Annotated in this window: 18 protein-coding genes, 2 tRNA genes and 3 rRNA genes; 2 read left to right on the top strand and 21 right to left on the bottom strand. The window is 48.9% G+C overall.

The features are described from left to right. Positions 1-40: 40 nt before the first annotated feature. From NQ510_RS06650 to NQ510_RS06570, 17 genes are all read right to left on the bottom strand, one after another. Positions 41-1,486, bottom strand: coding sequence for a tetratricopeptide repeat protein (locus NQ510_RS06650; protein WP_005828632.1), 1,446 nt, complete (start codon positions 1,484-1,486; stop codon positions 41-43). Positions 1,487-1,491: 5 nt separating this feature from the next. Beyond that, positions 1,492-2,442 (bottom strand): PstS family phosphate ABC transporter substrate-binding protein, encoded by a 951-nt coding sequence (locus NQ510_RS06645; RefSeq protein WP_005828635.1) that lies wholly within the window; start codon positions 2,440-2,442, stop codon positions 1,492-1,494. A gap of 11 nt (positions 2,443-2,453) precedes the next feature. Further along, positions 2,454-3,269, bottom strand: a complete 816-nt coding sequence (locus NQ510_RS06640) for an energy transducer TonB (protein WP_005828639.1) — start codon at positions 3,267-3,269, stop codon at positions 2,454-2,456. Positions 3,270-3,297: 28 nt separating this feature from the next. Next, a complete protein-coding gene (locus tag NQ510_RS06635; protein ID WP_005828642.1) occupies positions 3,298-3,948 on the bottom strand; it encodes an ExbD/TolR family protein in 651 nt (216 codons plus the stop codon). A gap of 39 nt (positions 3,949-3,987) precedes the next feature. Continuing rightward, a complete protein-coding gene (locus NQ510_RS06630; RefSeq protein WP_005828648.1) occupies positions 3,988-4,593 on the bottom strand; it encodes an ExbD/TolR family protein in 606 nt (201 codons plus the stop codon). A gap of 93 nt (positions 4,594-4,686) precedes the next feature. Further along, the gene (locus NQ510_RS06625; protein ID WP_005828650.1) at positions 4,687-5,499 is read right to left on the bottom strand and encodes a MotA/TolQ/ExbB proton channel family protein; all 813 of its coding nucleotides are present in this window, start codon (positions 5,497-5,499) and stop codon (positions 4,687-4,689) included. A gap of 199 nt (positions 5,500-5,698) precedes the next feature. Beyond that, on the bottom strand, positions 5,699-6,145 hold the full coding sequence (locus NQ510_RS06620; RefSeq protein ID WP_005828652.1) for a hypothetical protein: 447 nt from the start codon (positions 6,143-6,145) through the stop codon (positions 5,699-5,701). A gap of 364 nt (positions 6,146-6,509) precedes the next feature. Then, positions 6,510-6,620, bottom strand: a 5S ribosomal RNA gene (rrf, locus tag NQ510_RS06615). 72 nt (positions 6,621-6,692) lie between these two features. Next, positions 6,693-9,572 (bottom strand): 23S ribosomal RNA (locus NQ510_RS06610). A 113-nt stretch (positions 9,573-9,685) separates the two neighbouring features. Next, positions 9,686-9,759: transfer RNA gene (locus NQ510_RS06605), tRNA-Ala, on the bottom strand. A gap of 90 nt (positions 9,760-9,849) precedes the next feature. After that, a tRNA-Ile gene (locus tag NQ510_RS06600) sits at positions 9,850-9,923 on the bottom strand. 135 nt (positions 9,924-10,058) lie between these two features. After that, positions 10,059-11,585, bottom strand: a 16S ribosomal RNA gene (locus tag NQ510_RS06595). The 16S, 23S and 5S rRNA genes sit together here with 2 tRNA genes alongside, the layout of an rRNA operon. 822 nt (positions 11,586-12,407) lie before the next feature. Beyond that, entirely contained in the window at positions 12,408-13,016 is a 609-nt protein-coding gene (locus tag NQ510_RS06590; protein ID WP_005825608.1) for an HU family DNA-binding protein, read from the bottom strand. Positions 13,017-13,260: 244 nt separating this feature from the next. After that, entirely contained in the window at positions 13,261-13,980 is a 720-nt protein-coding gene (locus NQ510_RS06585; protein WP_005825612.1) for an SGNH/GDSL hydrolase family protein, read from the bottom strand. A gap of 186 nt (positions 13,981-14,166) precedes the next feature. Continuing rightward, complete coding sequence (locus NQ510_RS06580) at positions 14,167-15,567, bottom strand: TolC family protein (RefSeq protein ID WP_005825616.1); 1,401 nt, start codon at positions 15,565-15,567, stop codon at positions 14,167-14,169. A gap of 31 nt (positions 15,568-15,598) precedes the next feature. Next, positions 15,599-18,790, bottom strand: a complete 3,192-nt coding sequence (locus NQ510_RS06575; protein WP_005825618.1) for an efflux RND transporter permease subunit — start codon at positions 18,788-18,790, stop codon at positions 15,599-15,601. 20 nt (positions 18,791-18,810) lie between these two features. Beyond that, a complete protein-coding gene (locus NQ510_RS06570; RefSeq protein ID WP_005825620.1) occupies positions 18,811-19,926 on the bottom strand; it encodes an efflux RND transporter periplasmic adaptor subunit in 1,116 nt (371 codons plus the stop codon). Positions 19,927-20,116: 190 nt separating this feature from the next. Between NQ510_RS06570 and NQ510_RS06565 the strand changes: the two genes are divergently transcribed. Next, positions 20,117-20,953 (top strand): helix-turn-helix domain-containing protein, encoded by an 837-nt coding sequence (locus NQ510_RS06565; RefSeq protein ID WP_005825624.1) that lies wholly within the window; start codon positions 20,117-20,119, stop codon positions 20,951-20,953. A 90-nt stretch (positions 20,954-21,043) separates the two neighbouring features. Further along, complete coding sequence (locus NQ510_RS06560; protein WP_005825626.1) at positions 21,044-22,711, top strand: beta-N-acetylhexosaminidase; 1,668 nt, start codon at positions 21,044-21,046, stop codon at positions 22,709-22,711. Here NQ510_RS06560 and NQ510_RS06555 read toward each other — a convergent pair whose 3' ends face one another. From NQ510_RS06555 to NQ510_RS06540, 4 genes are all read right to left on the bottom strand, one after another. Then, the gene (locus NQ510_RS06555) at positions 22,712-24,220 is read right to left on the bottom strand and encodes an MBOAT family O-acyltransferase (RefSeq protein ID WP_005825628.1); all 1,509 of its coding nucleotides are present in this window, start codon (positions 24,218-24,220) and stop codon (positions 22,712-22,714) included. Then, positions 24,207-25,178 (bottom strand): SGNH/GDSL hydrolase family protein, encoded by a 972-nt coding sequence (locus NQ510_RS06550; RefSeq protein ID WP_175522711.1) that lies wholly within the window; start codon positions 25,176-25,178, stop codon positions 24,207-24,209. Before NQ510_RS06550 ends, NQ510_RS06555 begins: the two co-directional genes overlap by 14 nt. After that, positions 25,126-26,505 (bottom strand): SGNH/GDSL hydrolase family protein, encoded by a 1,380-nt coding sequence (locus tag NQ510_RS06545; protein WP_005825636.1) that lies wholly within the window; start codon positions 26,503-26,505, stop codon positions 25,126-25,128. Before NQ510_RS06545 ends, NQ510_RS06550 begins: the two co-directional genes overlap by 53 nt. A gap of 123 nt (positions 26,506-26,628) precedes the next feature. Beyond that, positions 26,629-26,922 (bottom strand): PG0541 family transporter-associated protein, encoded by a 294-nt coding sequence (locus tag NQ510_RS06540; RefSeq protein ID WP_005825638.1) that lies wholly within the window; start codon positions 26,920-26,922, stop codon positions 26,629-26,631. Positions 26,923-26,925 lie beyond the last annotated feature (3 nt).

Genomic DNA, 26,925 nt, shown 5'->3' with positions numbered 1-26,925 from the left:
TCTCCACTCCTCCCGACACGACAAACAACTAAAATTATTGCTATTTGATGCCGTCCAATGCCTTGTTTGCTGTGGCATTGGTGGGGTCGATAGCCAGAATTTTATTCCAGTACTCTTTCGAAGTAGCATAGTCACTCTTCAACAGATAGTAGTAGCCCAGATAACTGTAACACTCTATCAATGCAGAGTTGTACCTCGGTTCGTTTTTGGCAAGCAGTACGTCCACCACCTTCTCGTAATAAGGTTTCGCCAATCCCTCTGTAGTTTCGGGGTCCATGGCAGAGTGTGTGCGGGCGCGCCACATATCTCCCAAATAACTGTCGGGAGCTTGTTCGGCAACAAGTGCGAACACAGAGTCGGCAGCCTGCAATGCCGCCATGCGGTCGGCAGACTGAACGGAGAGAGTGTCCGAGGACGTACCCTCTCCGTAGTACAGACGCCCTAACTGGAATAAGTTTTCGGACGTCTTTTTACCTTGTGCCAGCGAGTCATAGTACTTTTTATAAGCAGCAATGGCTTGGGTATAGTCGTTTTTCAATTCATAAGCATCGGCAATCTCACGCCACAAATCCACCTGACTCTCATCCTTCTCCAATGCCTTACCATATTCCTCAATGGCCTGGTCATATTTCTTCAGAGCACTCAACAGAGCACCGTGATAGCGGTAATCCAAGCATGAATAATCGGCATTATCCGAAGCATTGAAGAAAGCATCGGCAGCCTTCTCTGCCTCGTCATAACGCTTGAGGTCGACATTGTTGTACATCACAAGCCGGTTGAATGCGGCATGGCGGGCATTCTTCTGCAAACCTTTCTGCGCCACCGCCAAGGATTTCTCGAAGTCGTGGTTCAGGAATAGTGCAAAAGCATATTTCAGGATGTCATCTTCCGTAGCCACGGGAGTATCGATGAACTTGGCATAGGTGTCGGCAGCCTTGCCAAAACGGTTGGTGGCGTAATACACTTCCGCCAGCTCCTTGTCTGCTTCCAGGCAATCCGGAGCTATGGCCTTCAGCTGGTTCAGCTTCTCTATGGCCTGCGAAGGACTGGCAGACTTGTATGCCTGCGCATATTTCAGATACGCATCCTTATAATTCGAATCAAAATAGATGGCTTGCTCATAAAGCTGGCATGCCTTTCCGATATCTTTCCGGGCAAAAGCGATGTCACCCTCGAGTACAGAAACTGCCGGAGCCTTGTTGTCGGCCTTTCTTGCCATCTCCAGATAGGTTTCCGCCTCTTTCAGCTGTCCTGCATCCAGATAGGCACGGGCCACGGAAGTCACAAGCTCCACATTTTTCTTGTTCTTGCCCTTCAGCAGTTCTCCGGCTGCGTCGGAAGCCTGCTCCGGATTCGTCTTTATCAGACTTTTTACTTTATCCACCCCCGCCTGCCATTCGGGCACCGGCGTTTGTGCGGCGAGCGTACCTGCAAACAGCATCGCTCCCAAACAAAATACAAATCTACGTTTCATGTTAGCATTCATTTTAGTTATTCATCCTTGACGTTCACCACGCGCACCGGTTGGGTGGCGGGGACCAATCCCGACTTCAATATAATCCGCTGTCCCCGGTCGGAAGCGAGGAAAGAGGCAAATCCCCACGGAAGTGCGCTCCGCGGATCATTCAACAAGGCATAGATGCTGCGTGCCAACGGATAATCACCGTAATACAAATACGCCTGATAGGGTTTGTAACTGTTGTCCGGCATGGCCTTGTCAGCAGCACTGACGGACATCAGCCGCACCTCTTTACTGAAAGAGAGCCCCGTACTGTCATTCCGGTCGCTCAGCCAGTTCACGCCGATAATACCGATGGCATCAGGCGTGCGGGCCACGTAGTCAATCACCTCCCTATTGGTTTTCAACGCTTTCAACTGACTGGAAAGCGGTACACCCTTACAGATGGAATCGACAGCAAAACGTACGGTACTGGAGTTCTTGTTGTCAAACACAAGACTGATATCCCCCAGACGGGAAGCCGGATAGATATCTTTCCACTGCTTCGCATCACCCGTCAGGATGCGGCGGATGTCCTTCACACTAATCAATGAATCCGGATTGCCAAGATGGGTTATCAATGCCAGCCCGTCCGTAGCAATCTTTATCTCCTGCGGAAAAAACTTCCGGCTATTGAAGGAATTCATCTCTTCGGGAGTCAGTCTGCGACTGGTTATTGCCAACCGCAGACTGTCCTTGAGCAAGAGGTTGACGGCATCGACTTCCGTCACATAACGGGGCACAATTCCTGCCAAGGGGAACAGTCCTTCGAACACGTCAATTTCTTCCTGCACAATAGGCTGGAAACTTTCGTCCGCAGCAATTGCAATCACACCGGAGGTATACGTATCCGTTTGTCCGTCCTTGGGCTTGCTTTGGCAGGCAGACAGCAGAGTCAGCAGCACCAGCAAGCCTGAAAGCTGAAGTTGTTTCACCGTTTTCATAACACACACACTTATTGTAATCTAAACATCACCGGTATCGTATATTTCACCGATACGGCCTTACCATTCTGCTTGCCGGGAATCCATTTGGGCATGGACATAATCACACGGACAGCTTCTTTATCCAGATAGGGGTCTACACCTCTCAGCACTTTCACATCACGCACCTTGCCGTCGGCACCTACCACAAACTGGCAGGTTACACGCCCTTGCGTACCGTTTTCCTGGGCAATGGTCGGATACTTCATATTCTTGCTGATGAACTGCATCATCTCGGCCTGACCACCGGGGAACTGGGGCATCTGCTCTACCATATCGAAAACCTTTTCAGGTTCCGGTTCGGCCTGCGTCACCACTTGTTTCAAGTCGGCGATGTCCTTGCCGTGTTCCTCGTCATTACCTTTCACGTCGGCAATGGAGATGGCAACTTTCGTTTCCGTCAGTTCTGTCTGGCTTTTTATTTCATCCTCGTCCCTCACTTCCTCATCCTTTTTGATGACGGGAGCGGTAAACTTAATGGAGCTTTTCAATGCAGGCGGCGGTGGGGCCACGGGCTCTATCCGCTTCATCTCTTCCTGCTTCACTTCCGGTTCTTCCAGCTGCGAAAGGGTAGTCACTTCGGTCATCACCTCTTTCTGTTTGGGGGTAGCCATCTTTATCAGCGTAGGGATACTGAAACCTATCAATGCAATTACAATTACCAGTATCACGGCAATGTTGTGCCGTCTGGGAGAGGTCTCACGCATCTTATAGGCTCCATATGCTTTGTTCTTACCACTGAACACGAGGTCACACCATGCTTGGGAGCTTAAATCTACTTTAGCCATATTCTTTCCTTTCTTTGGGTGTTACACATCATTCAGCAATGTTCTGGGACAATTCGCCCTTGCTTTCGTAGTTCTTCATCAAGAACTCGTCGGCTTCGGCAATATCCGTTATCACATACTTACCTATATTACATATCTGCATTTCATCGAGAGCATCAATCAGATTCTTGTACGAAGACTTATCGGTAGCCTTGATGATGACTGTCGGCGTATCCTTTCCGCTTTTTATCTCGGAAAGCTGTTTCCGGTAGTCATCCTCTGATATCTTAAGATCCAGTTTCTGCTGCTTCAGTCTGTTCACCTCGTTCACAGCAACTCTATTACGTTGCAGAAGCATTGCCCGCAGACCATCCGCCTGATAGGTAGTTTCCTTCAGTGAAGTATAGTCCTTGTAGTTAGGTTCCCCTTCGTAATAATACAACTTGTTGTCATCCCCCAGCAACAGCGTGATGGCTTGGGAAGCCTTGACTTTGGTCTGCTGCTCCTCGGTGATGGTCTTGTCATTGCTCGGCATGCTTATCTCCATGGTCTGAGGTTTGCTCAGTGAGGTACAAAGCATAAAGAAGGTAATCAGCAACATGTTCATGTCCACCATAGGTGTAAAGTCCACCCTGACAGTCATTTTCTTCTGCTTGCTTTTTCCACCTTTCTTGTTGCCGCTTTCTTGTATTTCAGCCATAATGTTTCCTTTCTTGTTCTACTTGTAACTCGTAGCTTGTCACTCTTCACTTGTGGTCTTCAGAGAAGTAATCAGGTTGTACCGGTTCTCTCTGAGGTCCTGAAGTGAGTTCATCACATTTTTTATTACGGAATAAGGAGTATTGGCATCTGCCTTGATGGCAATGCGCAAATCACTGTTCACTGCACGGGCGTTGCGTACCCAGGCCTTGAACTGATTGTCAATACTGTCTGTCGGTATCCCCTCATTCTTCAATACAGCATCTTGCTGGTCTTGCGGCAAGTCGAGGTATTTCTTCATACTCTTCATCGGCACACCAAAGGTAGACGCCAGCATGAATTTTTTAGTTTCCTCCGGAGTGAAAGTCACTCCATACTCCTGCCCCATAGCTTCCAGCACTTCGCGCAAGTCGGACTGCTTGTCCAGACTCATAAATACTTTTCCGCTCGGATCGACCAATATCTGGAGTACATTTGTCTCCGGAATCTTAATCTCGGATACAGAGGCGGGAGTCGTTACTTGTACCGGCTCTTTCTTCACGAACGTAGAAGTCAGCATGAAGAAGGTCAGCAGCAGTACAGTTACGTCACTCATCGCCGTCATATCGATGAACGTACTTTTCTTTTTTATTTTCGCTCTGCCCATAATCGTTTCATTGAAAATTAAAATTGAGAATTCATTCGTTGAATAGATAATAGAAGCCTACGTCACAGCGCAGCTCCAACTATCAGCAGTCAACTATTTATGGGTAGCTGCAAAAGTCTGCACGATGGAGAAACCAACCTCATCGAGGCTGTAAGTCAACTTGTCAATCTTGTTTGTATAATAGTTGTAGGAGATAACGGCCAATGCACCGGTCAAGATACCGAAGGCAGTATTAATCAAAGCCTCAGAAATACCTTGCGACAGAGCCATGGAGTCGGCTGAACCTCCGGCTGCAAGGGCGGCAAATGAACGGATCATACCGATAACTGTACCGAGCAATCCCATCAATGTACCTAAAGTCGTGATGGTACCAATAATAGGAAGATTCTGCTCCATCATCGGCAGTTCCAGCGCAGTGGCTTCTTCCAATTCCTTCTGGATGGCAAGCAGTTTCTGGTCTTTGGACAGCTCTGTGTCATTCTCCATCTCGGCATACTTCTTCAAAGTGGCATTTACCACATTGGCTACAGAACCACGTTGTGAATCGCAGATTTGTTGTGCCTTCTTCATATCACCTTCAGCCAAGGCTGCTTTGATGTTAGCTACGAATTTCACCAATGACCCCTTACCAAAGGCAGCGCCAATGGCAATATAACGTTCAATACTCAGTGCGATGACAGTCAGCAAAAGCGTTTGAATTACAGGAACAATGAATCCACCTTTATAGATGGTACCGAGGAAGTTACCCGGCAACGGATGGTTGTTCGGGTCGTTGTTCATAAAGTTGGAGGGATTTCCCAACACAAAGTGAAAAATAAGCACGGCGATGATAAAACAGATTACGATTACCCAACCGGCGGATCTGATGCCTTTAAAAGAGGCTGCTTTTTTTTGAGTAGTTTCCATGATGAAAAGTTTAATTGTTGGTATTTAAATAGAGTTTTGAAAATAAAGCATAGGGATACGACTTCCCGCTTACGAACCGACAGGGCGTAATCATCCTTGCAACCTTAACTAACATATATGTACACTAAAGGTCACCTGCCTTCAGTCTCTTCAAGACAATAAGGAGAAAAAGGGGGAAATCAATAAGAAGAAAAGTTGGCTAAATCAAAATCCGCCGAAGCGTATAAATATAGTAATCACTGCCCGTCAATGCATAGTACGGGTCTTTATCTGAGTAGTATAATTTAGAGCGGCCTTGCACGAGTAGATTCTCGTGGTTGGATAACATCAAAAGAATGTTTCTGAGGAAAAGATTGTCTTCAATCACCCTGCGCAAACGCTGTTGATGAGAAGAGTAAGTTTCGGAAACCGGTTTGTTTCCCAGTTCGACATCCGTAGTCCATGCGAACTTGGTATTCGTGAACAATGAATTCTTCTTGTCAATACTATTGTCGGAAGTAGAAGAACATGAAGATAAAGAAGCGGAAACTTCAGCAGTTCCGGCCATTCTGTCATCCACCTGCACCAGGTCAATGGCTTTACCGCTAATGCTGCAAGTCAACATCAGTAGCATGCATATCCAGAATGTCTTTACAGTTGTTTTCATGTCGTCTAATGATTCTACAATAAATAACAGATGTCTCTCTTATTTGTTTTACAGCTATGTTACTTTCTTTTGTAAAAAGATTAAATTGTTCACTGATTAAAGGATTTACTATACCTTTTAATACACTGTAAAGGTACGAAGAATATATGAAATACGAAAGTGGAAATAGGATATAAAATACTGATTTAAAAGTTTTTAATCATTCATTTAGCACCTTAATTCGGGAATTAATCTGATGAATATATGATGAATAATTATATATAATAAGGTATAGTGATTAGCGGTAGAAACGGAATGTTAGAGGAGAGGTATATAAAACGAACAAAGCCTCCGTATCCTTATCAGACACGGAGGCTTCTTCTGAAAACGGCGACTACCTACTCTCCCACTGTTACGCAGTACCATCGGCGTGACCGGGCTTAACTTCTCTGTTCGGAATGGGAAGAGGTGGAACCCCGGTGCTGTAGTCACCTGAATAAGGCAGACATGATGAGAAAAAAGTAAAGTGTCCATACATTGCTGAACGTATATACCTCCATACACGGAAGGCAAAAAGTGGACGGGCAATTAGTAATGCTCGGCTATGACATCGCTGCCTGTACACCTGCATCCTATCAACGTCGTAGTCTACAACGACCCTGAGAAATCTAATCTTGTGGCTGGCTTCGTACTTAGATGCTTTCAGCACTTATCCAATCCCGACTTAGATACCCGGCAATGCACCTGGCGGCACAACCGGTAAACCAGAGGTCAGTCCAACACGGTCCTCTCGTACTAGTGTCAGAGCCACGCAAATTTCATGCGCCCACGATAGATAGAGACCGAACTGTCTCACGACGTTCTGAACCCAGCTCGCGTGCCACTTTAATGGGCGAACAGCCCAACCCTTGGGACCTTCTCCAGCCCCAGGATGTGACGAGCCGACATCGAGGTGCCAAACCCCTCCGTCGATATGAGCTCTTGGGAGGGATCAGCCTGTTATCCCCGGAGTACCTTTTATCCTTTGAGCGATGTCCTTTCCATACAGAAACACCGGATCACTATGCTCTAGTTTCCTACCTGATCGACTTGTAAGTCTCCCAGTCAAGCGCCCTTATGCCATTACACTCTGCCGACGGTTACCAATCGTCGTGAGGGCACCTTTAGAAGCCTCCGTTACACTTTTGGAGGCGACCACCCCAGTCAAACTACCCACCAAACAGTGTCCCCGCAACAACGGGTTAGAACTCAAATAATCAAAGGGCCGTATTTCAACAGCGGCTCCACGGACACTGGCGTGCCCGCTTCGAAGCCTCCGGCCTATCCTACACATCAATTACCCAAATTCAATGTTAAGCTATAGTAAAGGTTCACGGGGTCTTTTCGTCCCATCGCGGGTAATCGGCATCTTCACCGATACTACAATTTCACTGAGCTCACGGTTGAGACAGCGTCCAGATCATTACACCATTCGTGCAGGTCGGAACTTACCCGACAAGGAATTTCGCTACCTTAGGACCGTTATAGTTACGGCCGCCGTTTACTGGGGCTTCAATTCAATGCTTCTCTTGCGATGACATCTCCTCTTAACCTTCCAGCACCGGGCAGGTGTCAGGCTGTATACTTCATCTTTCAATTTTGCACAGCCCTGTGTTTTTGTTAAACAGTTGCCTGGACCTATTCTCTGCGCCTCGCCGTTAAGCGAGGACCCTTTATCCCGAAGTTACAGGGTCAGTTTGCCTAGTTCCTTAACCGTGAATCACTCAAGCGCCTTAGTATATTCAACCCGACTACGTGTGTCCGTTTGCGGTACGGGTACCTGCAGGATTAAGTTTAGCGGATTTTCTTGGAAGTATGATTACACGCACTATTGGATTGTTCTAAGAACGCTCCATACTATCAGGTTCGACTCTTGCTCCGGATTTGCCTGGAACAATCAGCATCTACACCCTTCAACGGACTATTCCGTCAGTCCGCGGCGCTGTCACGACTCCGTCTCCACGTCACTCCCACAGGTAGTACCGGAATATTAACCGGTTCTGCCATCGGCCTCGCCGTTCGGCTGAGCCTTAGGACCCGACTTACCCTGATCCGATTAGCGTTGATCAGGAAACCTTAGTCTTTCGGCGAGGGGGTTTCCCACCCCCTTTATCGTTACTTATACCTACATTTGCTTTTCCACACGCTCCAGCAAAGCTCGCGCTTCACCTTCGACGCCGAGTGGAATGCTCCCCTACCGATGATTTCTCATCCCAAAGCTTCGGTAGAATACTTATGCCCGATTATTATCCACGCCAAACTCCTCGACTAGTGAGCTGTTACGCACTCTTTAAATGAATGGCTGCTTCCAAGCCAACATCCTAGCTGTCTTAGCAATCTGACTTCGTTAGTTCAACTTAGTATTCATTTCGGGACCTTAGCTGTTGGTCCGGATTGTTCTCCTTTAGGACATGGACCTTAGCACCCATGCCCTCACTCCTGACATAGAACTGACACGCATTCGGAGTTTGTCAAGACTTGATAGGCGGTGAAGCCCTCGCATCTTATCAGTCGCTCTACCTCATGCCAGTATAAGTCAAGGCTGCACCTAAATGCATTTCGGGGAGTACGAGCTATCTCCAAGTTTGATTAGCCTTTCACCCCCACCCTCAGGTCATCCAGAAGCTTTTCAACGCTTATTGGTTCGGTCCTCCAGATGGTGTTACCCATCCTTCAACCTGCCCAAGGGTAGATCACTTGGTTTCGCGTCTACTCCTTCCGACTATACGCCCTGTTCAGACTCGCTTTCGCTTCGGCTGCAGATCTGAAATCCTTAACCTCGCCGGAAAAAGTAACTCGTAGGTTCATTATGCAAAAGGCACGCCGTCACACCAGAAGGTGCTCCGACCGCTTGTAGGCACATGGTTTCAGGAACTATTTCACTCTTCTGTTCGAAGTGCTTTTCACCTTTCCTTCACAGTACTGGTTCACTATCGGTCTCTCGGGAGTATTTAGCCTTACCGGATGGTCCCGGCAGATTCACGCAGAATTCCTCGTGCTCCGCGCTACTCAGGATACCACTAGGCTTCGCTTGGCTTCGCATACGCAGCTCTCATGCTCTATGGCTGTACTTTCCAGAACATTCTGCTCACCAACTTTCTTGCCACGGCGTGGTCCTACAACCCCACCCATGCCGTAACATGGATGGTTTGGGCTATTCCCCGTTCGCTCGCCACTACTGGGGGAATCATTGTTTATTTTCTTTTCCTGCAGGTACTAAGATGTTTCAGTTCCCTGCGTTAGCCTCCTGCAATGCAGGATGATACTTCTTCAAAGTACCGGGTTGTCCCATTCGGAAATCCGCGGATCAAAGGTCATTTGCACCTACCCGCAGCTTATCGCAGCTTATCACGTCCTTCATCGCCTCCGAGAGCCAAGGCATCCGCCATGTGCCCTTACTTACTTTTTGTCTTACCGATCACGTATGGTCGATATATACTTTCAGCTTTTAACTTTACTTTTTTTTGGTCACATCATGTCAAAGAACGGTGTTTCAATTATAAAACAATAATCAAAACGGAGTGGAGAATAACGGATTCGAACCGTTGACCCCCTGCGTGCAAAGCAGGTGCTCTAGCCAGCTGAGCTAATCCCCCTTCTTATAAGTGGAAAACGGAAAGTGGAAAGTGGAAAATCCGGAGAGTTCCCGATTTTCATTTCTCAATTTTCAGTTTTCAACTTTGAAGTAGTCCCAGGCAGAGTTGAACTGCCGACCTCTACATTATCAGTGTAGCGCTCTAACCAACTGAGCTATAGGACTGTCAGTCAAACCCTCGCCTTACGGCTCGGCTTCTACTTTTCTCGTATATTTTAATAAACAAGTACGCGCAGTACAAGAGGTTCTTATGGAAGCATAACTTCAAGAACCAACGATCGAGTCGAGACGTCACTCCAGAAAGGAGGTGTTCCAGCCGCACCTTCCGGTACGGCTACCTTGTTACGACTTAGCCCCAATCACCAGTTTTACCCTAGGGCGCTCCTTGCGGTTACGCACTTCAGGTACCCCCGGCTTTCATGGCTTGACGGGCGGTGTGTACAAGGCCCGGGAACGTATTCACCGCGCCGTGGCTGATGCGCGATTACTAGCGAATCCAGCTTCATGGAGTCGGGTTGCAGACTCCAATCCGAACTGAGAGAGGCTTTAGGGATTAGCATCACGTCGCCGTGTAGCTGCCTTCTGTACCCCCCATTGTAACACGTGTGTAGCCCCGGACGTAAGGGCCGTGCTGATTTGACGTCATCCCCACCTTCCTCACATCTTACGACGGCAGTCTCGACAGAGTCCCCAGCATAACCTGATGGTAACTATCGATAAGGGTTGCGCTCGTTATGGCACTTAAGCCGACACCTCACGGCACGAGCTGACGACAACCATGCAGCACCTTCACAACTGCCTTGCGGCTGACATGTCTCCACATCATTCAGTTGCAATTCAAGCCCGGGTAAGGTTCCTCGCGTATCATCGAATTAAACCACATGTTCCTCCGCTTGTGCGGGCCCCCGTCAATTCCTTTGAGTTTCACCGTTGCCGGCGTACTCCCCAGGTGGAATACTTAACGCTTTCGCTTGGCCGCTTACTGTATATCGCAAACAGCGAGTATTCATCGTTTACTGTGTGGACTACCAGGGTATCTAATCCTGTTTGATACCCACACTTTCGAGCATCAGCGTCAGTTACAGTCCAGCAAGCTGCCTTCGCAATCGGAGTTCTTCGTGATATCTAAGCATTTCACCGCTACACCACGAATTCCGCCTGCCTCTACTGTACTCAAGACACCCAGTATCAACTGCAATTTTACGGTTGAGCCGCAAACTTTCACAACTGACTTAAGCGTCCGCCTACGCTCCCTTTAAACCCAATAAATCCGGATAACGCTCGGATCCTCCGTATTACCGCGGCTGCTGGCACGGAGTTAGCCGATCCTTATTCATACGGTACATACAAAAAGGCACACGTGCCTCACTTTATTCCCGTATAAAAGAAGTTTACAACCCATAGGGCAGTCATCCTTCACGCTACTTGGCTGGTTCAGACTCTCGTCCATTGACCAATATTCCTCACTGCTGCCTCCCGTAGGAGTTTGGACCGTGTCTCAGTTCCAATGTGGGGGACCTTCCTCTCAGAACCCCTATCCATCGAAGGCTTGGTGGGCCGTTACCCCGCCAACAACCTAATGGAACGCATCCCCATCGATGACCGAAATTCTTTAATAGTTCTACCATGCGGAAGAACTATGCCATCGGGTATTAATCTTTCTTTCGAAAGGCTATCCCCGAGTCATCGGCAGGTTGGATACGTGTTACTCACCCGTGCGCCGGTCGCCATCAAACTTAGCAAGCTAAGTTCATGCTGCCCCTCGACTTGCATGTGTTAAGCCTGTAGCTAGCGTTCATCCTGAGCCAGGATCAAACTCTTCATTGTAAAAGTATCTTGACTGCGCATATTAAAAATTAAAGTGCGACAGCTTAATTATCTGTTCAGGACGCTCGAATTCAAAAAGTCTATCTTTACCTATCTATATAAAATAAGTATTGACGGTTCTTTTGTTTTACCCAGGTACGACGCGCCTTAATCATTAGTTTCCAATTATTAATTTGCGAAGCACCTGCTCTTGTACTACTTGTATTGTTTATGTAAATCTGTTCAAAGATCGCTTGTTTCACGATTGCTGTTCTTTTCAGAAAGCGGATGCAAAGGTAAGAACTTTAAAGCATATCTTCCAAATATTTTCGGAAGTTTTTTTCATTTTTTCTTTTTTTCTCTTTCCTCGTCGTCTCTCTTGTCGAAAGGGAGGCAAAAAGAAAAAGGAAGAAGGACCAGGCACCGTTTCTTTAAAAAGAATGTCAACTCGCGCTGCTTTCGTTTTCAAAAGCGGGTGCAAAGGTAAGGACTTTAAAGCATAACTTCCAAATGTTTCGGAAGTTTTTTTTCATTTTTCTTTTCCAAGGCCGAAGTTCCGAAAGAAACCTATGGCAAAGAAGAGAAAAATGGAAGCTTACCGCTCCGTTTTACTGTCAGAATGTCAAAACATCGCCGCCTTCGTTCCCGAAAGCGGATGCAAAAGTAGGGCTTTTACGGACATCTGCAAAATATATACAAGCTTTTTTTGAGGGTTTACGTGAACTTTTTCATAACTAGCTGATTGATAGATATGTTTTAAAGCATGTTTTTTAAAGGGAAAGAAAGGCAGGAAGGAAGGGGACACATTATATATATACGCGCGCGCATCGGAATATACTAAGTTCACCCCTTGACATAGACCACAGAACGGCCGGCACCACGCTTGCGAATCACGCCGGAATCGATAAATGTCTGCAAATCCCTCGAAGCCCGGCGGGCGGTGACATGGACAAGGCGGGAATATTCTGCACGAGTAATACAGACATTAGCCTCCAGAAAGTCCATCATGCTTTTTTCACGGGCAACCATGTCGCCCATTGCTTTCGGTTTATCCGGGAAAAAGCGTTTATCCGCACGTTCCAACTCCATCTTACCTGCCACATAACGTTTGAATTCGATGCCGGGACGGAATTTCACCGTGGACATCTTGACCGACTCCGCACGTACTTCTTTCTTATTCATCACCGGATGGGTACACTTCAGCGTGGTGCTGAAGAAGCCAAGTCCCTCTATCTCCACCGTATAGCCCTTTGCCAGCCAGTCTCCAAGCGTAGTGGTGATGGCTTGCACAATACCCACAACCATGGCGTGGGGCATATGTTCTTCACGAAAAACCCGTTCCATAAACTCTTTACCAGAAATGGTTCCCTTGGAACAGACACGGGCATGCAGCGACTTCGGTTCCTCGCCTTCGGGGACGGGCGTTTCATAAAGGTCATAATAAGCACTCATAAAATAATTTAAATTAATGGTTTATAGAGAATTGAGGGAAACTTGCAGCAAACTTGGGGAAGAAATGTTCTCGAAATCGGCAGAAGCTGGCAGTAAAGGTACTAATTATTTTTCTTGCCACAAGGATTTTACTTTCTTTCCACTGCCGTATTCTTTTCTTTCCACAGCTGTGGAAAGAAAAGAATACGGCAGTGGAAAGATTAGCATTTAGGATAGAAAAGGATAACTCCCAATGAGTCTGTCCTTAGTTCTTGGCAGGCAAAGAAACAGAAGCCTCCAATATCGGGGAGACAGACTCCCAAACCTGAGCATCGATACTCTGCATTCCTTGCACAGAAGGATGCCCCCATTGTTTATCAATGTCGTGCAAACGAATATTCTCGATGCCATAGTGCCGGCAAATTTCATCCATGGAATCAGTTACCTCTTCGGATAATTCTGAATTGGTAATATTATAAATCCTGGCCGCAGGATAGAGCTGCTTGAGAGATGCAAGCAGATAGCAAAAGGCAGGACGGAAGCTATACAAATCGGCTTTCGTCCAGCCATCATATTGGTATGCGCCAATGGGAGCACCTGCCCAACTGTCATTGGTACCGCCAAAAACAAGGATTATGTCGGGGGTGCCGAGGTTGTGAATACGGGTGATAAAAGAACGGTCGGAGTAATCGGCTTTCTCGTAACCGGTATGACAGACGGTGGAGCCGGAATAGGAATTGTTGCGTTCCAACTGAAAGCCGTGCTCATGGATGAAACGGTACCACCAGGTTTCCTCCACCTTTGTCACATCATTCTCTTTCTTTTCGCCGGGAACTCCATACCAGCAGAGATTGGCGGCAGGAGAGACATGACCGTAAAAAGTGGAATAGGAATCGCCAAGAATAGAAACTTTCTTTTGAGCAAACACCCCTGATATAAGGGTCAGGGAAAAAACAACCAGAAAAAACAAGGATTTGCAGTTCATAATAGATAGATTTTTATGTCGTATGCCGCAAAGTTATAAAGTTTGTCCCGGTTTGACGGCAAGAAACCGTAGTTTTTTTGCCATAGCCCGCTTATATGAAAGCCCCTCTACCATCGGATTCCCACAAAAAAAGGAAATGCCGGATTGATAGAGGGGCGAGAGAATGAAGATGAGAAAGAGTATATTTTACTCCCGCCCTCCACCAAGGGCTTGATAGAGGTTGATGATACCTTGTATTTCATCAAAGCGGTCGGCTACCTGTGTCAGTTGGGCAGAGAGTAGCCCCTGCTGGGCAGTGAGCACTTCCAAATAGGTGGAAGTGCCGTGTTGCATCAGTAACCGGGTGCTGCGGACGGTAGTTTCCAGTGAAGTTATCTGCCTTGCGCGGAGCTCCGTCTTTCCACGGGCTACCTGCACTTGGGTCAGAGCATTGTTCACTTCGCTACCGGCATTGAGCAAAGCTTGCTGAAAAGCGAGCCTGGCTTCTTCCTGCTGTGCTTTGGCTATCTTGAGCTGTGCCACGTTCAGCCCTTTGTTGAACAAGGGTTGTGTCAGCGAGCCGATGGCGGAGAAGAGTAGTTTTCCTGGATTGACAATCATGCTTCCTGCCGAGTTGGTCCAGCCAGCTGTACCGCTCAAGGTGATGGAGGGGTAGAAAGCAGAACGGGCGGCATTGGTGCTGTAGAAAGCGGATGCCAGCGAGAGTTCGGCACTTTTCACATCGGGACGGCGGGAAAGCAGTTGCAGAGGTACGCCCACCGCAAGTTCCTGCGGGAACTCCTGCCCCGCCAACCGGCCACGCTCAATGGTGCCCGGAACATCGTCCAACAGAATGGAGAGACTGTTCTCCACTTCCTTTACCTGCTGCCGGAGGTCGAGCAGCGAAGCTTCCACCTGACGACAGTTGGCTTCGGATTGCGAGACACTCGCCTCGTTCGTCATGCCTGCAGCCATCATGGCTCGCATGGTGCGTACACTTTCGCGCCAACTGGCGGCTGTTTCTTCGGAAATGCGGTATTGCTCGTCGAGCATCAGCAAGGTGTAGTACAGATTGGCCACATTAGCTATCAGCGAAGTGCTGACGGCTTGTTCGTACTCCAAGCTTTGAAGGTAGAGCGCTTTGGAACGGCGTTTGGCATTGGTCAACTTACCAAAAATATCGACTTCCCAACTTGCCGAGGCAATGCCGGAATAGGTCCACGAGCCTTTGGAATTGTCGAAACTGCTGACGCCACCCTGCGGAGTGAGCATAAACGAAGGCAGGTACGAAAGTTTGGCCGACATCAGCGTGGCTTCCGCCTCCTTGATACGTTGCCGGGCGGAAAGCAGGTCGGTGTTGCCTTGCAAGGCTTGCTCGATGAGCGACTGTAATTGCGGGTCCGTAAAAAGCTCGCGCCAGGAAAGGGAAGCGATGGAGGCAGTGTCTGATGCCACAAACAGACTCAGGCTATCCAGACTTTGCCCATCCAAATCGTGTCCATAAAGTCCATCGGTCGTGATGTCCTCCGGGCGCTGGTATTTGGTATAGATGCCGCAACTGGTCAGTACCAAGCCGACGACAGCTAATAATATGAATTGTTTCTTCATTATTTTTTTATGTTAGTTACGCGATAATGTACTAATGTGATTCTTCTATCTCCTTCCGGCTTACTTTCATCTCTTCCTCAATCTGCCAGTCGCTCGTCGGGACGGATTGGGCAGGACGAAGCCGCTCCTGCAACCACTGGAAACTGATGAACAAGACAGGAACAATGAACAGCAGCGCCAATGTGCCGATGAACATACCACCGACAACACCCGTACCCAATGAACGGTTACCGTTGGCTCCGACACCCGTGGCAACCACCAAGGGGAAAAGGCCGAAAATCATCGTCAGTACCGTCATCAGGATGGGACGGAAACGCGCCTTTGCCGCACTGACGGCAGAAGCAATCAGCCCCATTCCCGCTTTACGGCGCTCGGCGGCATACTCCGTCAACAGAATAGCAGTCTTTGCCAACAGACCTATCAGCATGATAAGTCCCGTCTGCAAATAGATATTATTCTCCAACCCGGCTATCCTGGCAAAAAGGAACGACCCCATCAGGCCCGCAGGAACGGCCAGGATAACGGCAAACGGAATCAGAAAGCTCTCGTAAAGCGCACTCAGAATCAAGTAAATCATCAAGATACAGATACCGAAGATGATGACTGTAGTACCACTCTGCTGGCTTTCCTCGCGGGTGATGCCACCAAAGTCATAGCCATATCCCTTCGGCAAGGCTATCTCCGCCGTTTCTTGTACGGCACGGATGGCGTCACCGGTACTGTATCCCTCAGCAGGCATGGCATTCACGGCAATGGAGTTGAACATGTTGAAGCGGCTCAAGGACTCGGCACCGTAGGAACGGGTCAGCGTAACGAACTGGCTCAACGGAGCCATCTCACCGTTGGACATGCGCACAAAGGCATTGTTCAGTGAAGCCTCATCCAAACGGAACTTCGGGTCGGCCTGAATCATTACCTTGTAAACTTTGGAGAAACGGTTGAAGTTGGAGACATATTGCCCGCCATAATAGCCCGACAGTGTGGACAACACCTGGTCGGGAGTAATCCCGGCACGTTTGCACTTGGAAGCATCCACCTCGACGGTCCACTGCGGATAGCGTACATCGAACGTGGAGTATGCCATCGAAATTTCCGGACGCTGGTTCAGTGCCGCCAGATACTGCTGGGTGGTCTGGAAGAAGGTGTTCATATCCCCTCCCTGCTTGTCCTGCACATTCAAGTCCAGCGCATTACCCATACCATAGCCCGGAATCATACCCGGAGCAATGGCAAAGACTGTAGCATCCTTAATATCCGCCGTGCGAGCGTATATCTGGTTGACGACTGCCTGCACCTGGTCTTCCTTTGCCGTACGCTCGTCCCAAGGTTTCAGCTTCACGATAATCATACCGAAAGAATTTCCCTGCCCGGACAGCAGACCATAACCGGCAACTTTCTGCAAGTGCAATTTCTGAGGAAGGTCTTCCAGACGCTTCTCCACGCGGTCTATAATGTCATTTGTCGTCTTGAGCGAGCTACCCGGAGCGGTGCTAACGTTGACAAACAACGTTCCTTGGTCCTCGTCGGGCACCAGTCCGGTCTTGGTGGTATTCATCAGGAATACCAGCAGCACCACCGAAAGTGCCAGCAACGACCATCCCAGCCAGCGGCGCTTGATGAACAGCAACACTATCTTCTTATACTTCTCGACCACCGCCTCGAAAGCCGTGTTGAATGCCTTGCGGAAGCGCGAAGCAAAATTATTCTTCTCCGTTCCGTCCTCATTGATATAAGGCTTCAGCAGCAAGGCACAAAGTGCGGGACTGAGTGTCAACGCATTAATCGCCGAAATACCAACGGCCACCGCCATCGTCAACCCAAACTGGGTATAGAACGTACCGGAAGTCCCTCCCATGAACGATACCGGAATAAACACCGCCATAAACACCAGTGAAGAAGTGATAACCGCGTTGCTGATGCCCTTCATCGCATCGATACTTGCCATATAGGAGGACTTATAGCCCACATCAAACCGTGCCTGCACCGCCTCCACCACGACAATGGCGTCATCCACCACCGTACCAATCACCAATACCAGCGCAAACAGCGTAATCAGGTTGATACTGAATCCGGCAACGGACATGAAAGCAAACGTACCAATCAGTGAAACAACGATACCTACCAGCGGAATCAGCGTAGAGCGGATGTCTTGCAAAAAGACATAAACCACCAGGATAACCAGGATAATAGCCTCAATCAGCGTTTTCACCACTTCGTGGATAGAGGCGAAGAGGAAATCGTTGCTGGACATCATCTGGGTAAGCTCCACGCCTTTCGGCAAGTCCTTGCGTGCTTCTTCAAGGAGCCGGTCAATCTGCCGGTTCACTTCCGTGGCATTGGAGCCCGCGGTCTGGAACACCATGCAGGAGATACCGGGATGTCCATCCATGGTACCTTTGTAGGCATAACTGTCCTTACCCAGCTCTATATCGGCGATGTCCTTCAGTTTCAGCACCTCGCCGTCTTCGGTAGAACGGATGACGATGTCGCCGAACTCCTCAGGAGTAATGAGGCGTCCCGTATATTTCATGGTATATTGATACGTCTCATCCGAGTTCTCACCAAACGACCCGGTGGCCGATTCGATATTCTGCTCTGCCAGCACAGCCGTCACATCCGAAGGTATCAGCTTGTACTGCGCCATGACATCCGGTTTCATCCAGATACGCATGCTGTAGTCACCACCCATAATCATCATATCGCCCACACCGGAGATACGGAGAATCTGCGGCTTCAGGTTGATACTGATATAGTTGGCAAGAAAGTTCTCGTCATAGCTGTCATCAGGGCTATATAAAGAGAACATCTGTAAGATACTGGTCTGCCGCTTGCTGGTGGTGACACCCACCTGGGTTACTTCGGCAGGAAGCTGCCCCGTAGCTTTGGACACACGGTTCTGCACATTGACCGCCGCCATGTCCGGGTCTGTACCCTGCTTGAAGTAAACAGTAATGGAAACCGACCCTGCATTGCTGGCGGTAGAAGTCATGTAAGTCATGTCCTCCACACCGTTGATGGCCTCTTCCAACGGAGCGATAACACTTTTCTGAAGGGTTTCCGCACTGGCACCATAGTAAGTGGTGCTCACCATGATGGTGGGCGGCGCAATGTCGGGATATTGCTCAACGGGCAAGGTGAACAATCCGATGATGCCCAGAATGACAATCGTAATGGAGATGACTGCCGAAAAAACGGGGCGTTCTATAAAAGTTCTGAGGTTCATATTCTATCGGTTAAAAATTATCATTCATTCGTTTTGGGTTGGACGGAGGTACCTTCACGCAGCAAACCCACGCCTTCGGCCACAATTGTGTCCCCCACTTTCAAGCCACTCTCTACGATATATTCCTGACCTCCATTCACACGGGTCACTTGCACGGGAACTGATTGCGCCTTGCCGTCAACTACCTTATATACATAGACCTTGTCCTGTACTTCGTAAGTGGCACTCTGGGGAACAACGATGCAGTTCTCTTTCCGTACCGGGATGATGACGTTGCCCGAACCGCCACTGGTCAGCAATCCCTCTTTATTGGGGAACACGGCACGCAGACTGACTGTACCCGTAGAGGTATCAATTACACCACTGATAGTTTCTATCTTACCTTCTTGCGGATAGACAGAACGGTCATTGAGCTGTAATTCGATAGAGTCCATCTCTGCCAGCGCCTTATCCTTGGAGCCGTAGCGGCGGGTGAGGTCAAGCAACTGATTCTCTGTCATGGAGAAATAGACATACATATTAGAATTATCGGATACGGTCGTCAGTGGTTTGGGCAAACTGGCGCTGACCAACGTCCCCACCCTATAAGGGAGCGTACCTACCATTCCATCTGCCGGACTCTTCACTTCTGTATAAGAGAGGTTATTGGCGGCATTCACCTGCTGCGCCTCGGCTTGGGCCAACTGGGCTTTCGCTGTCAGCAGGCTGTTGTAGGAAGTCTTTAAGTCAAACTCGGAAATCACCTTCTGGGCATAAAGCTCCTTCTTGCTGTCATATGTCAGTTGCGAAGTGGCCACGCCGGCACGGGCAGCTTCCACATTGGCTTCTGCTGTGCGCAAGGCTGCCAGATAGGGCACCTGGTCGATAATAAACAAGACTTGCCCCCGACGCACGGTCTGTCCTTCCTCCACACAAAGTTTGGTGAGTGTACCGGACACCTGCGGATAGATGTCAATGTCCTGCCGTCCGCGGATGGCTGCGGAATAAATTGTCTGCAGTTCTTTGTCGGTAGTCGAAATAGTCATCACCTGATATTCCGACTGGGGTTGCACGACAGGCGCGCTGCCGCAGGCTGCCAGTGTTGCACTACAGATGACGGTCATCATCTGTTTCATCATACTCTTTTTTGTTATCATACTTTTTATCTTAAAAAAATAATACGTCGGCTTTCTCTTTCATTTTTTAAGCCGGCAGCAAAGGTATGCCGTTTTTGAACAACCATTTGTTTCATTGAAGGTACACGACTGTTCATTTTCGGAACATGCCATTTAACAATCCAAAAAGAACTCGTACCTTTGTAACCGCAAATCATAAGCAATCTAACATATGAACCCATTACTGACTACCAAACAAGAAACGTTCAGAGCCGGAACAGACAAGCTGGAATTCTTCCGGGAACGTCTTCTGAAAATGAACAATGGAGCACTGATGTTCTGCACCCGTGGAGAAGCAAATATCACAATAGATTTAAGAAAATATCATATTGTACCCAATACGCACATTACGCTGCTTCCAAGTTCCATTATTTCACTGACAAGTGCGAGTAAAGATTTCCTGGTGGACTTCTTTGCCTATTCCGAGACAATGTTCAAGACGGCATGCTTCCGTTTAGAGCCGCCCTTCATACATTTTATAAAGGAGAATGCATGCTATACGCATACCGAAGACGAACCGGTTCGTGCTATCACAGGACTCATCACGGCAAGCAATGCCATCTACCGCGATTCTGAAAATCTGTATCGCGAAGCCATTGCACAAAACCTGCTGCAAATTTTCTTTCTCGACACCTACGACAAGGTTCAACGTTACTTTACGGAAGAGCAAATCAATGGCAGTAACCGGAAAGAAGAATTGTTCAAAAAGTTTATAAATCTGGTACATACGTACTGTGCTACCCAGCGGGATGTCGTTTTTTATGCTGACCAACTCTGCATTTCGACCCGCTACCTATCTGCCATCACCAAACAAGTGGCGGAAAATTCTGCCAAAGAAATCATTGACGAAAACCTGATATTGGAACTGAAAATGGCACTGCAATCCACCGGCATGTCACTGAAAGAGATTGCCGACAAATATCGTTTTCCCGACCAGTCTTTCTTCGGACGATATTTCAAGAAACACACGGGAATGTCACCCAAGGAGTACAGAGCAAAGAAGAACTGAGGTATGAGCATGCATTTATCCCCTTCTCCTCTGCCTCTTTAGTATTTTTTTAGTATATTTGTCAGACACTAATTTAATCAGTTCAATACCATGAGAAAACTTACACACATGCTCCTTGCAGGCACTCTCATCCTGGCCTGCTCTTCATGCGGAGTAGAAACAACAGCCAACTATCAAGTCATTCCCCTGCCCCAGGAGGTTGCCTTGAGTCAGGAATCCCCCTTCAACCTGAATGACGGTACCATCATCGCCTACCCCGAACACAATGAACTTTTGAAACGCAATGCCGAGTTTTTGGCCGAATACATCAGCCAGTCCACCGGCCACACCCTCCAGACAGAAGCCCTTGCCCCGGGGAGCGAAGCGCCCAAAGGCGCCATCACATTGGGACTGGATCCGGCCATCAGCAACCGGGAAGGCTATGTGCTGACCGTCAAAGCCGACCGGGTGACCCTAAACGGACAGACCGAGAACGGGGTGTTCTACGGTATACAAACCCTGCGTAAATCAATCCCCGCCGAAACCAAAGCCACCTCTATCCTATTGCCTGCCGGCAGCATCCAGGATGAACCCCGCTTCAGCTACCGGGGCATGCACCTCGATGTGGGCCGCCACTTCTTTCCCATTGAGTTCGTAAAAAAATACATAGACTTGCTGGCACTTCACAATATGAATACCTTCCACTGGCACCTCACCGAAGACCAAGGCTGGAGAATAGAAATAAAGAAGTATCCCAAGCTGACGGAAATTGGCGCCTGGCGCGACCGTACCGTTATCGGCCGGAACACCGAAGAGTATGACAACACCCGGTATGGCGGTTTCTATACGCAGGAGCAAGCCAAAGAAATCGTAAAATATGCCGGGGAGCGCTATATCACGGTCATCCCCGAAGTAGACCTGCCCGGACACATGCTTGCCGCACTGGCCGCCTATCCCGAAATGGGATGTACCGGTGGACCGTATGAAGTGTGCCCACGTTGGGGCGTATTCGAAGATGTGCTGTGCATCGGCAACGAAAAGTCCATGCAGTTCCTCGAAGATGTCATGGCCGAAATCATTGACATATTCCCTTCCAAATACATCCACATCGGCGGTGACGAAGCTCCCCGCACCCGTTGGGAAAAGTGTCCCAAATGCCAGGCACGTATCAGAACCGAAAAATTGAAAGCCGACAAGAACCATACTGCCGAAGACCGTCTGCAGAGCTATTGTATGACACGTATCGAAAAGCTCCTCAATAGTAAAGGACGCCAGATTATCGGCTGGGATGAGATTCTGGAAGGCGACGTCGCCCCCAACGCAACTGTTATGTCATGGCGTGGCTCGGCAGGAGGAATCAAGGCGGCCCAACTGGGACACGACGTGATAATGACACCCAATGACTATTGCTACTTTGATTATTACCAAAGTGAGGATACCCGGCACGAACCATTTGCCATCGGAGGCTTTGTCCCATTGGAGAAAGTATACAGTCTGAATCCTACCGCCTCACTGACCGAAGAACAAGCCAAGCACATACTCGGCACACAAGCCAACCTTTGGACAGAATACATCCCGACCAGCGAACAGGTAGAGTATATGGTTCTCCCCCGTATGGCCGCCCTTGCCGAAGTACAATGGACACAACTGGAAAAGAAAGATTATACAAACTTCACTACCCGACTGGCCGGACTCATCGGCCTCTACCGGAGAGACGGGCTCAACTACCGGGAACCCTTCCGACAGCAGGCAGACTCCACAGCGACCGAGAAGAAGTAATCAGAACTGGAAATAGATAAACGGCTGTATCTCCGAACTTTTCATCTGAATGACCAGATAGATTACAGCAAGCATCAGTACCGCCTTTCCCAACAAGGGGAGGCGGATTACTGTTTTTGTGCAAGCACGTTCCCAACTGTCGGGCACAAAATGCAGCAGATAGCCCAATGCCATCAGTGCAAACACTTCCCAATAACCCTCTACCAGCTGCGGGAAGAGTTGCGGACGGAAAGTAGTGAATATCTGCTTCAGCATATCCATTGATGTGGAGAACTCCGCATTACGGAAGAATATCCAGCAGAAACAAACAAAATGGAAAGTGACAAGCACTCCGAAGAAGCGGTGGATGCCATGGCTCTCCGTCCCCTTCTTACGCCCGGTAAGCGTCATCCAGAACTTATGGGCTGCAAGCGCAACGCCATGCATCATTCCCCAAAGTACAAAATTCCACGAAGCGCCATGCCACAAGCCGCCCAGGAACATGGTAATGATGAGATTGGCATATTGGCGGATTTTCCCCTTCCGGTTGCCTCCCAAAGAAATATAAAGGTAATCGCGCAACCAGCTGGAAAGCGAAATATGCCACCGCCTCCAAAATTCCGTAATGGAAGCGGACTTATAAGGGGAATCGAAATTGATATTGAAATGGAAGCCCAGCAACAAGGCAATGCCGATAGCCATATCACTGTAACCGGAGAAGTCGCAATAAATCTGCAAGGCATAGCCATAAACACCTATCAGATTCTCCACCCCCGAATAAAGAGTAGGATTATCAAAAATACGCTCTACAAAGTTAACGCTGATATAGTCCGATATAACCGCTTTCTTGAAGAGCCCACTCACGATGAGGAAGATTCCACGTCCGAACATCTCATTGGAGACAAACAGCGGGCGGCGGATTTGCGGAATGAAATCACGGGCACGTACAATAGGACCCGCCACCAACTGGGGAAAGAAAGAAACATAAAAAGCATAATCCAACAAACTGGTCAGAGGCGTTATCTGGCGACGGTACACATCTATCGTATAGCTCAACGACTGAAAAGTGAAAAAAGAGATGCCCACCGGAAGGAAAATATCCATTGTCGTGAACGTGCCTCCCGTCAGCGAGGCAAAAGTTTCGCCCAGAAAATTGGTGTACTTGAAGTAACACAACAATCCCAAATTGATGAACAGACTCAACACAACCCATGCCTTACGTAGCCAGGGAATAGCCTCGCGTGCCATCAAGCGTGCAATGAAAAAGTCACAGACCGTCACCAGTCCAAGCAGGAAGAAATAAGTGCCACTACTTTTATAATAGAAGTAATAGGAAAACAAGGTGACAAACAGCAAACGCGCCGTCGTCCGGCGTTGCAACAACAGATAAACCAATATAAAAGCGACAAACAGCCAGAGGAAAATACCACTGCTGAATATCATCGGGGCTTGCGGGTCATAAGTGAAGACATCGCGCAAACGGTCCAAGTCTATATTCAATCCGGATAAAAATTCGTCAATATTCCACATAATCGTTATAAGCTTTTAACAAGGCCTGGTAGAACAGCTCGCCTTGCAGGCGGTAACCGTCCGGCAAATAGTGTACATGGTCCGGACGCATCAATCCGGCTTCCTGCCAGTTGAGGCAGGCACGGTGGGTACCGCCAAGTATTTCGTACATGTCCCATACCGCCAATCCGTTTTCATCGGCATAGCGGCGGATGGTCTGCACGGCAACGGCAGTACGCGGATTAATCTTATAGGTCCGACGACGGCGACGCTGCCGGAAACTCTCGTAAGAGCCCGGAGGAGTGGTCATCAACATCGGTACATTCGGCAGTTTCTCGCGAAGCATGCGTACAAGGTCGTCCATCTGGCGATAGTGCAGCATTGTATTGTAACGGCGGTTATGGCTTTCGTTCGTCCCGAAGGAAAGAATAAGCAGGTCGGGATGCAGAGCCGCAATATCAGCAATACGGTCCGGACGGGTGAAAGTAGTACAAAATGCACCGTTGATACCTACATCGGTATAAGAGACTGCCCCGAAAGTGTCCTGCATCAACGCACCGATGGTACGGGGGAAGATATGGCCGCGTATATGGCTGTCGCCCACATGTACGATGCGAAGCGTATCAGCGGAAGCGCCCAGCCGAGACAGACGCAACTTCTCCCAGAAAGGATTAAGAATACCCAGACTGTCGGTAAGTACATTCTCCTTCATTTGCCGGAATGCGGCGGGAAAAGTTATCAAAGGGACAGACACCGTATCCGTACGTTGGGAATAGAGGCAGAGAGTATCACAATCCGCTCCACTGGCATGACACGAAAGGCTGCCTGGCAGTATGTCCTGTGCATGGAGCGGCCGTATCGCCGCAATCAGCACCAGCACCGCGCAGCAAATCGTACATCGTAAATCGTACAATCGTGAATCCTCCTTATGGCTCCTCTTCATAGTAGGCCCTCCTTCTGTCATACTGTTCCTTGCCATAAATCAAAGACTCATAAAGTAATCCCGCAAGATGCTTTCCACCACGGAAGTTGATGTGCGTATAATCATAATTGGCCAATGACGGCTTGGCATGCACCATGTCTGCCATACTGCCTTCCCCACCCATAGCCTCGAACATGTTCCAGAAAGCGACAGCCTCATCCGCCGCCAAATTCTGTTGATAACGAACCAGATTCTTGATGCCAGGCATGGTACGCAGCTCCCCTTCTTCGGTCTTATAGTCCCTATCGCCCACGCTGACTATGAGGATGGCTGCTTGCGGAAAGGCCTCCTTGAGATGCTGCACCGTTGTCTGCATGCCGGCAATGTACTTGTCGTAATTCCGTCCGCGCTCTGTAGCCACATTCAGTCCGTACTGCAGGATTATCAAATCGTAAGGACGCTGTTCATTGAACTCACGCATCATCCACACGGGAACAGAGCGGAGGGAAAGGCCGGAGCTGCCACGCAGTGAGAAGTTATCCAGCACAATGCCGGAAGTACCGTCCATGGCAAGGCCATAAAACAAGGTGGAGTCCGCACTTTCCACCGTCCAACGGACAGAACCGATATTTCCCTCTACCGTCATCTCCTGCAAATCATCAATCGGCTCAAAAGTCTCGGTAGTTGCTTCGCCACGATTGACGCGGACAGAAAGGGTGGTTGTGCCACGGTTATAGAAAAAAATACTGGCACGCTGGCAAGTATCCAGACGGGAGGCATAGTTCTTCTGCCCCCGCAGTTCCACATAAGCACCGGTATTCGGAATAAAGTAATGTCCGGAGACTCCCAGCTTGCTACGGTCAAAGAACACGGAGTCCATGACAGAATGACTCTGCCATCCGCTGAAGGAATGACGCACTGTAGGACGGAAGCCACTGGTCATGGACGTAATGGTGACAAAACCTACTCCGCAACCGCCATATTTCTGCTGAAGCATCTCGCGTAAATCAGCCGTCAGAATATCCGCTTCGATAAAGGAGTCGCCGAAGTAGGCGATACGAACCGGACGGGGTGCTTTGGCAAGCTCGTCGAGCGCCTGATAGAACCGCGTCATGCCACGCATGGTAGAATCGCTGTAATCTTCAATGCACGTCATGCCCGCACGGCAGGTGTCCACAAAGGCGGGCTTCACCTTCGGGGGCGGAGGCAGCAGGCTGTCCGGCTCACTCACCGGCTTGGAAGGACGACGCACGTCCCCCAAGATATCCACACGCCTCAGCACACGGCCACCCATCGTAATACTTGGCAACAGATGCATCAGCAACAATGCACCCCATACGATAAACGCCAACAGACCCGTATATTTCAATGAATTCTTTTCCATACCTAATGTGGCCGCAAAGATATAGATATAGGTTGAAAAAATCTCTCCGGACAAAAAAGAATTATCCCCAAAGAAACAAGATTTTTTCTCCAGGGATAACGGTTATAGACAGAGCAGACCCGATTAAATGGTCTGTTCGATATTCCAAACAAAAGCACGGAGTCCGAGTTGCTCGGTCTCCTTGTCCATCCGGTGGAGCGCTTCGAGCAACGGAGCCACCTTAGCCTCATCTATGATAGTGATGATGGCGGAACACATACTGGGCCAGGCATGGCTGCCATAGTGCGGTTCCCCCGTCTTACTGCCACGCCCCTGTACTTGCTGCCAATAGCTGAAGCCGCGGCAGTTGTGGCGGTCAAGCAATGCCATGATACGTTCAAAGAACGCTTGGTCGAATGTTATAAATACTGATTTCACGCT

Source organism: Bacteroides uniformis (assembly GCF_025147485.1).
GTDB classification, from domain to species: Bacteria; Bacteroidota; Bacteroidia; order Bacteroidales; family Bacteroidaceae; genus Bacteroides; species Bacteroides uniformis.
The sequence above is the reverse complement of the archived record's forward strand: the minus strand, read 5'-3'. Positions and strand labels throughout refer to the sequence as shown.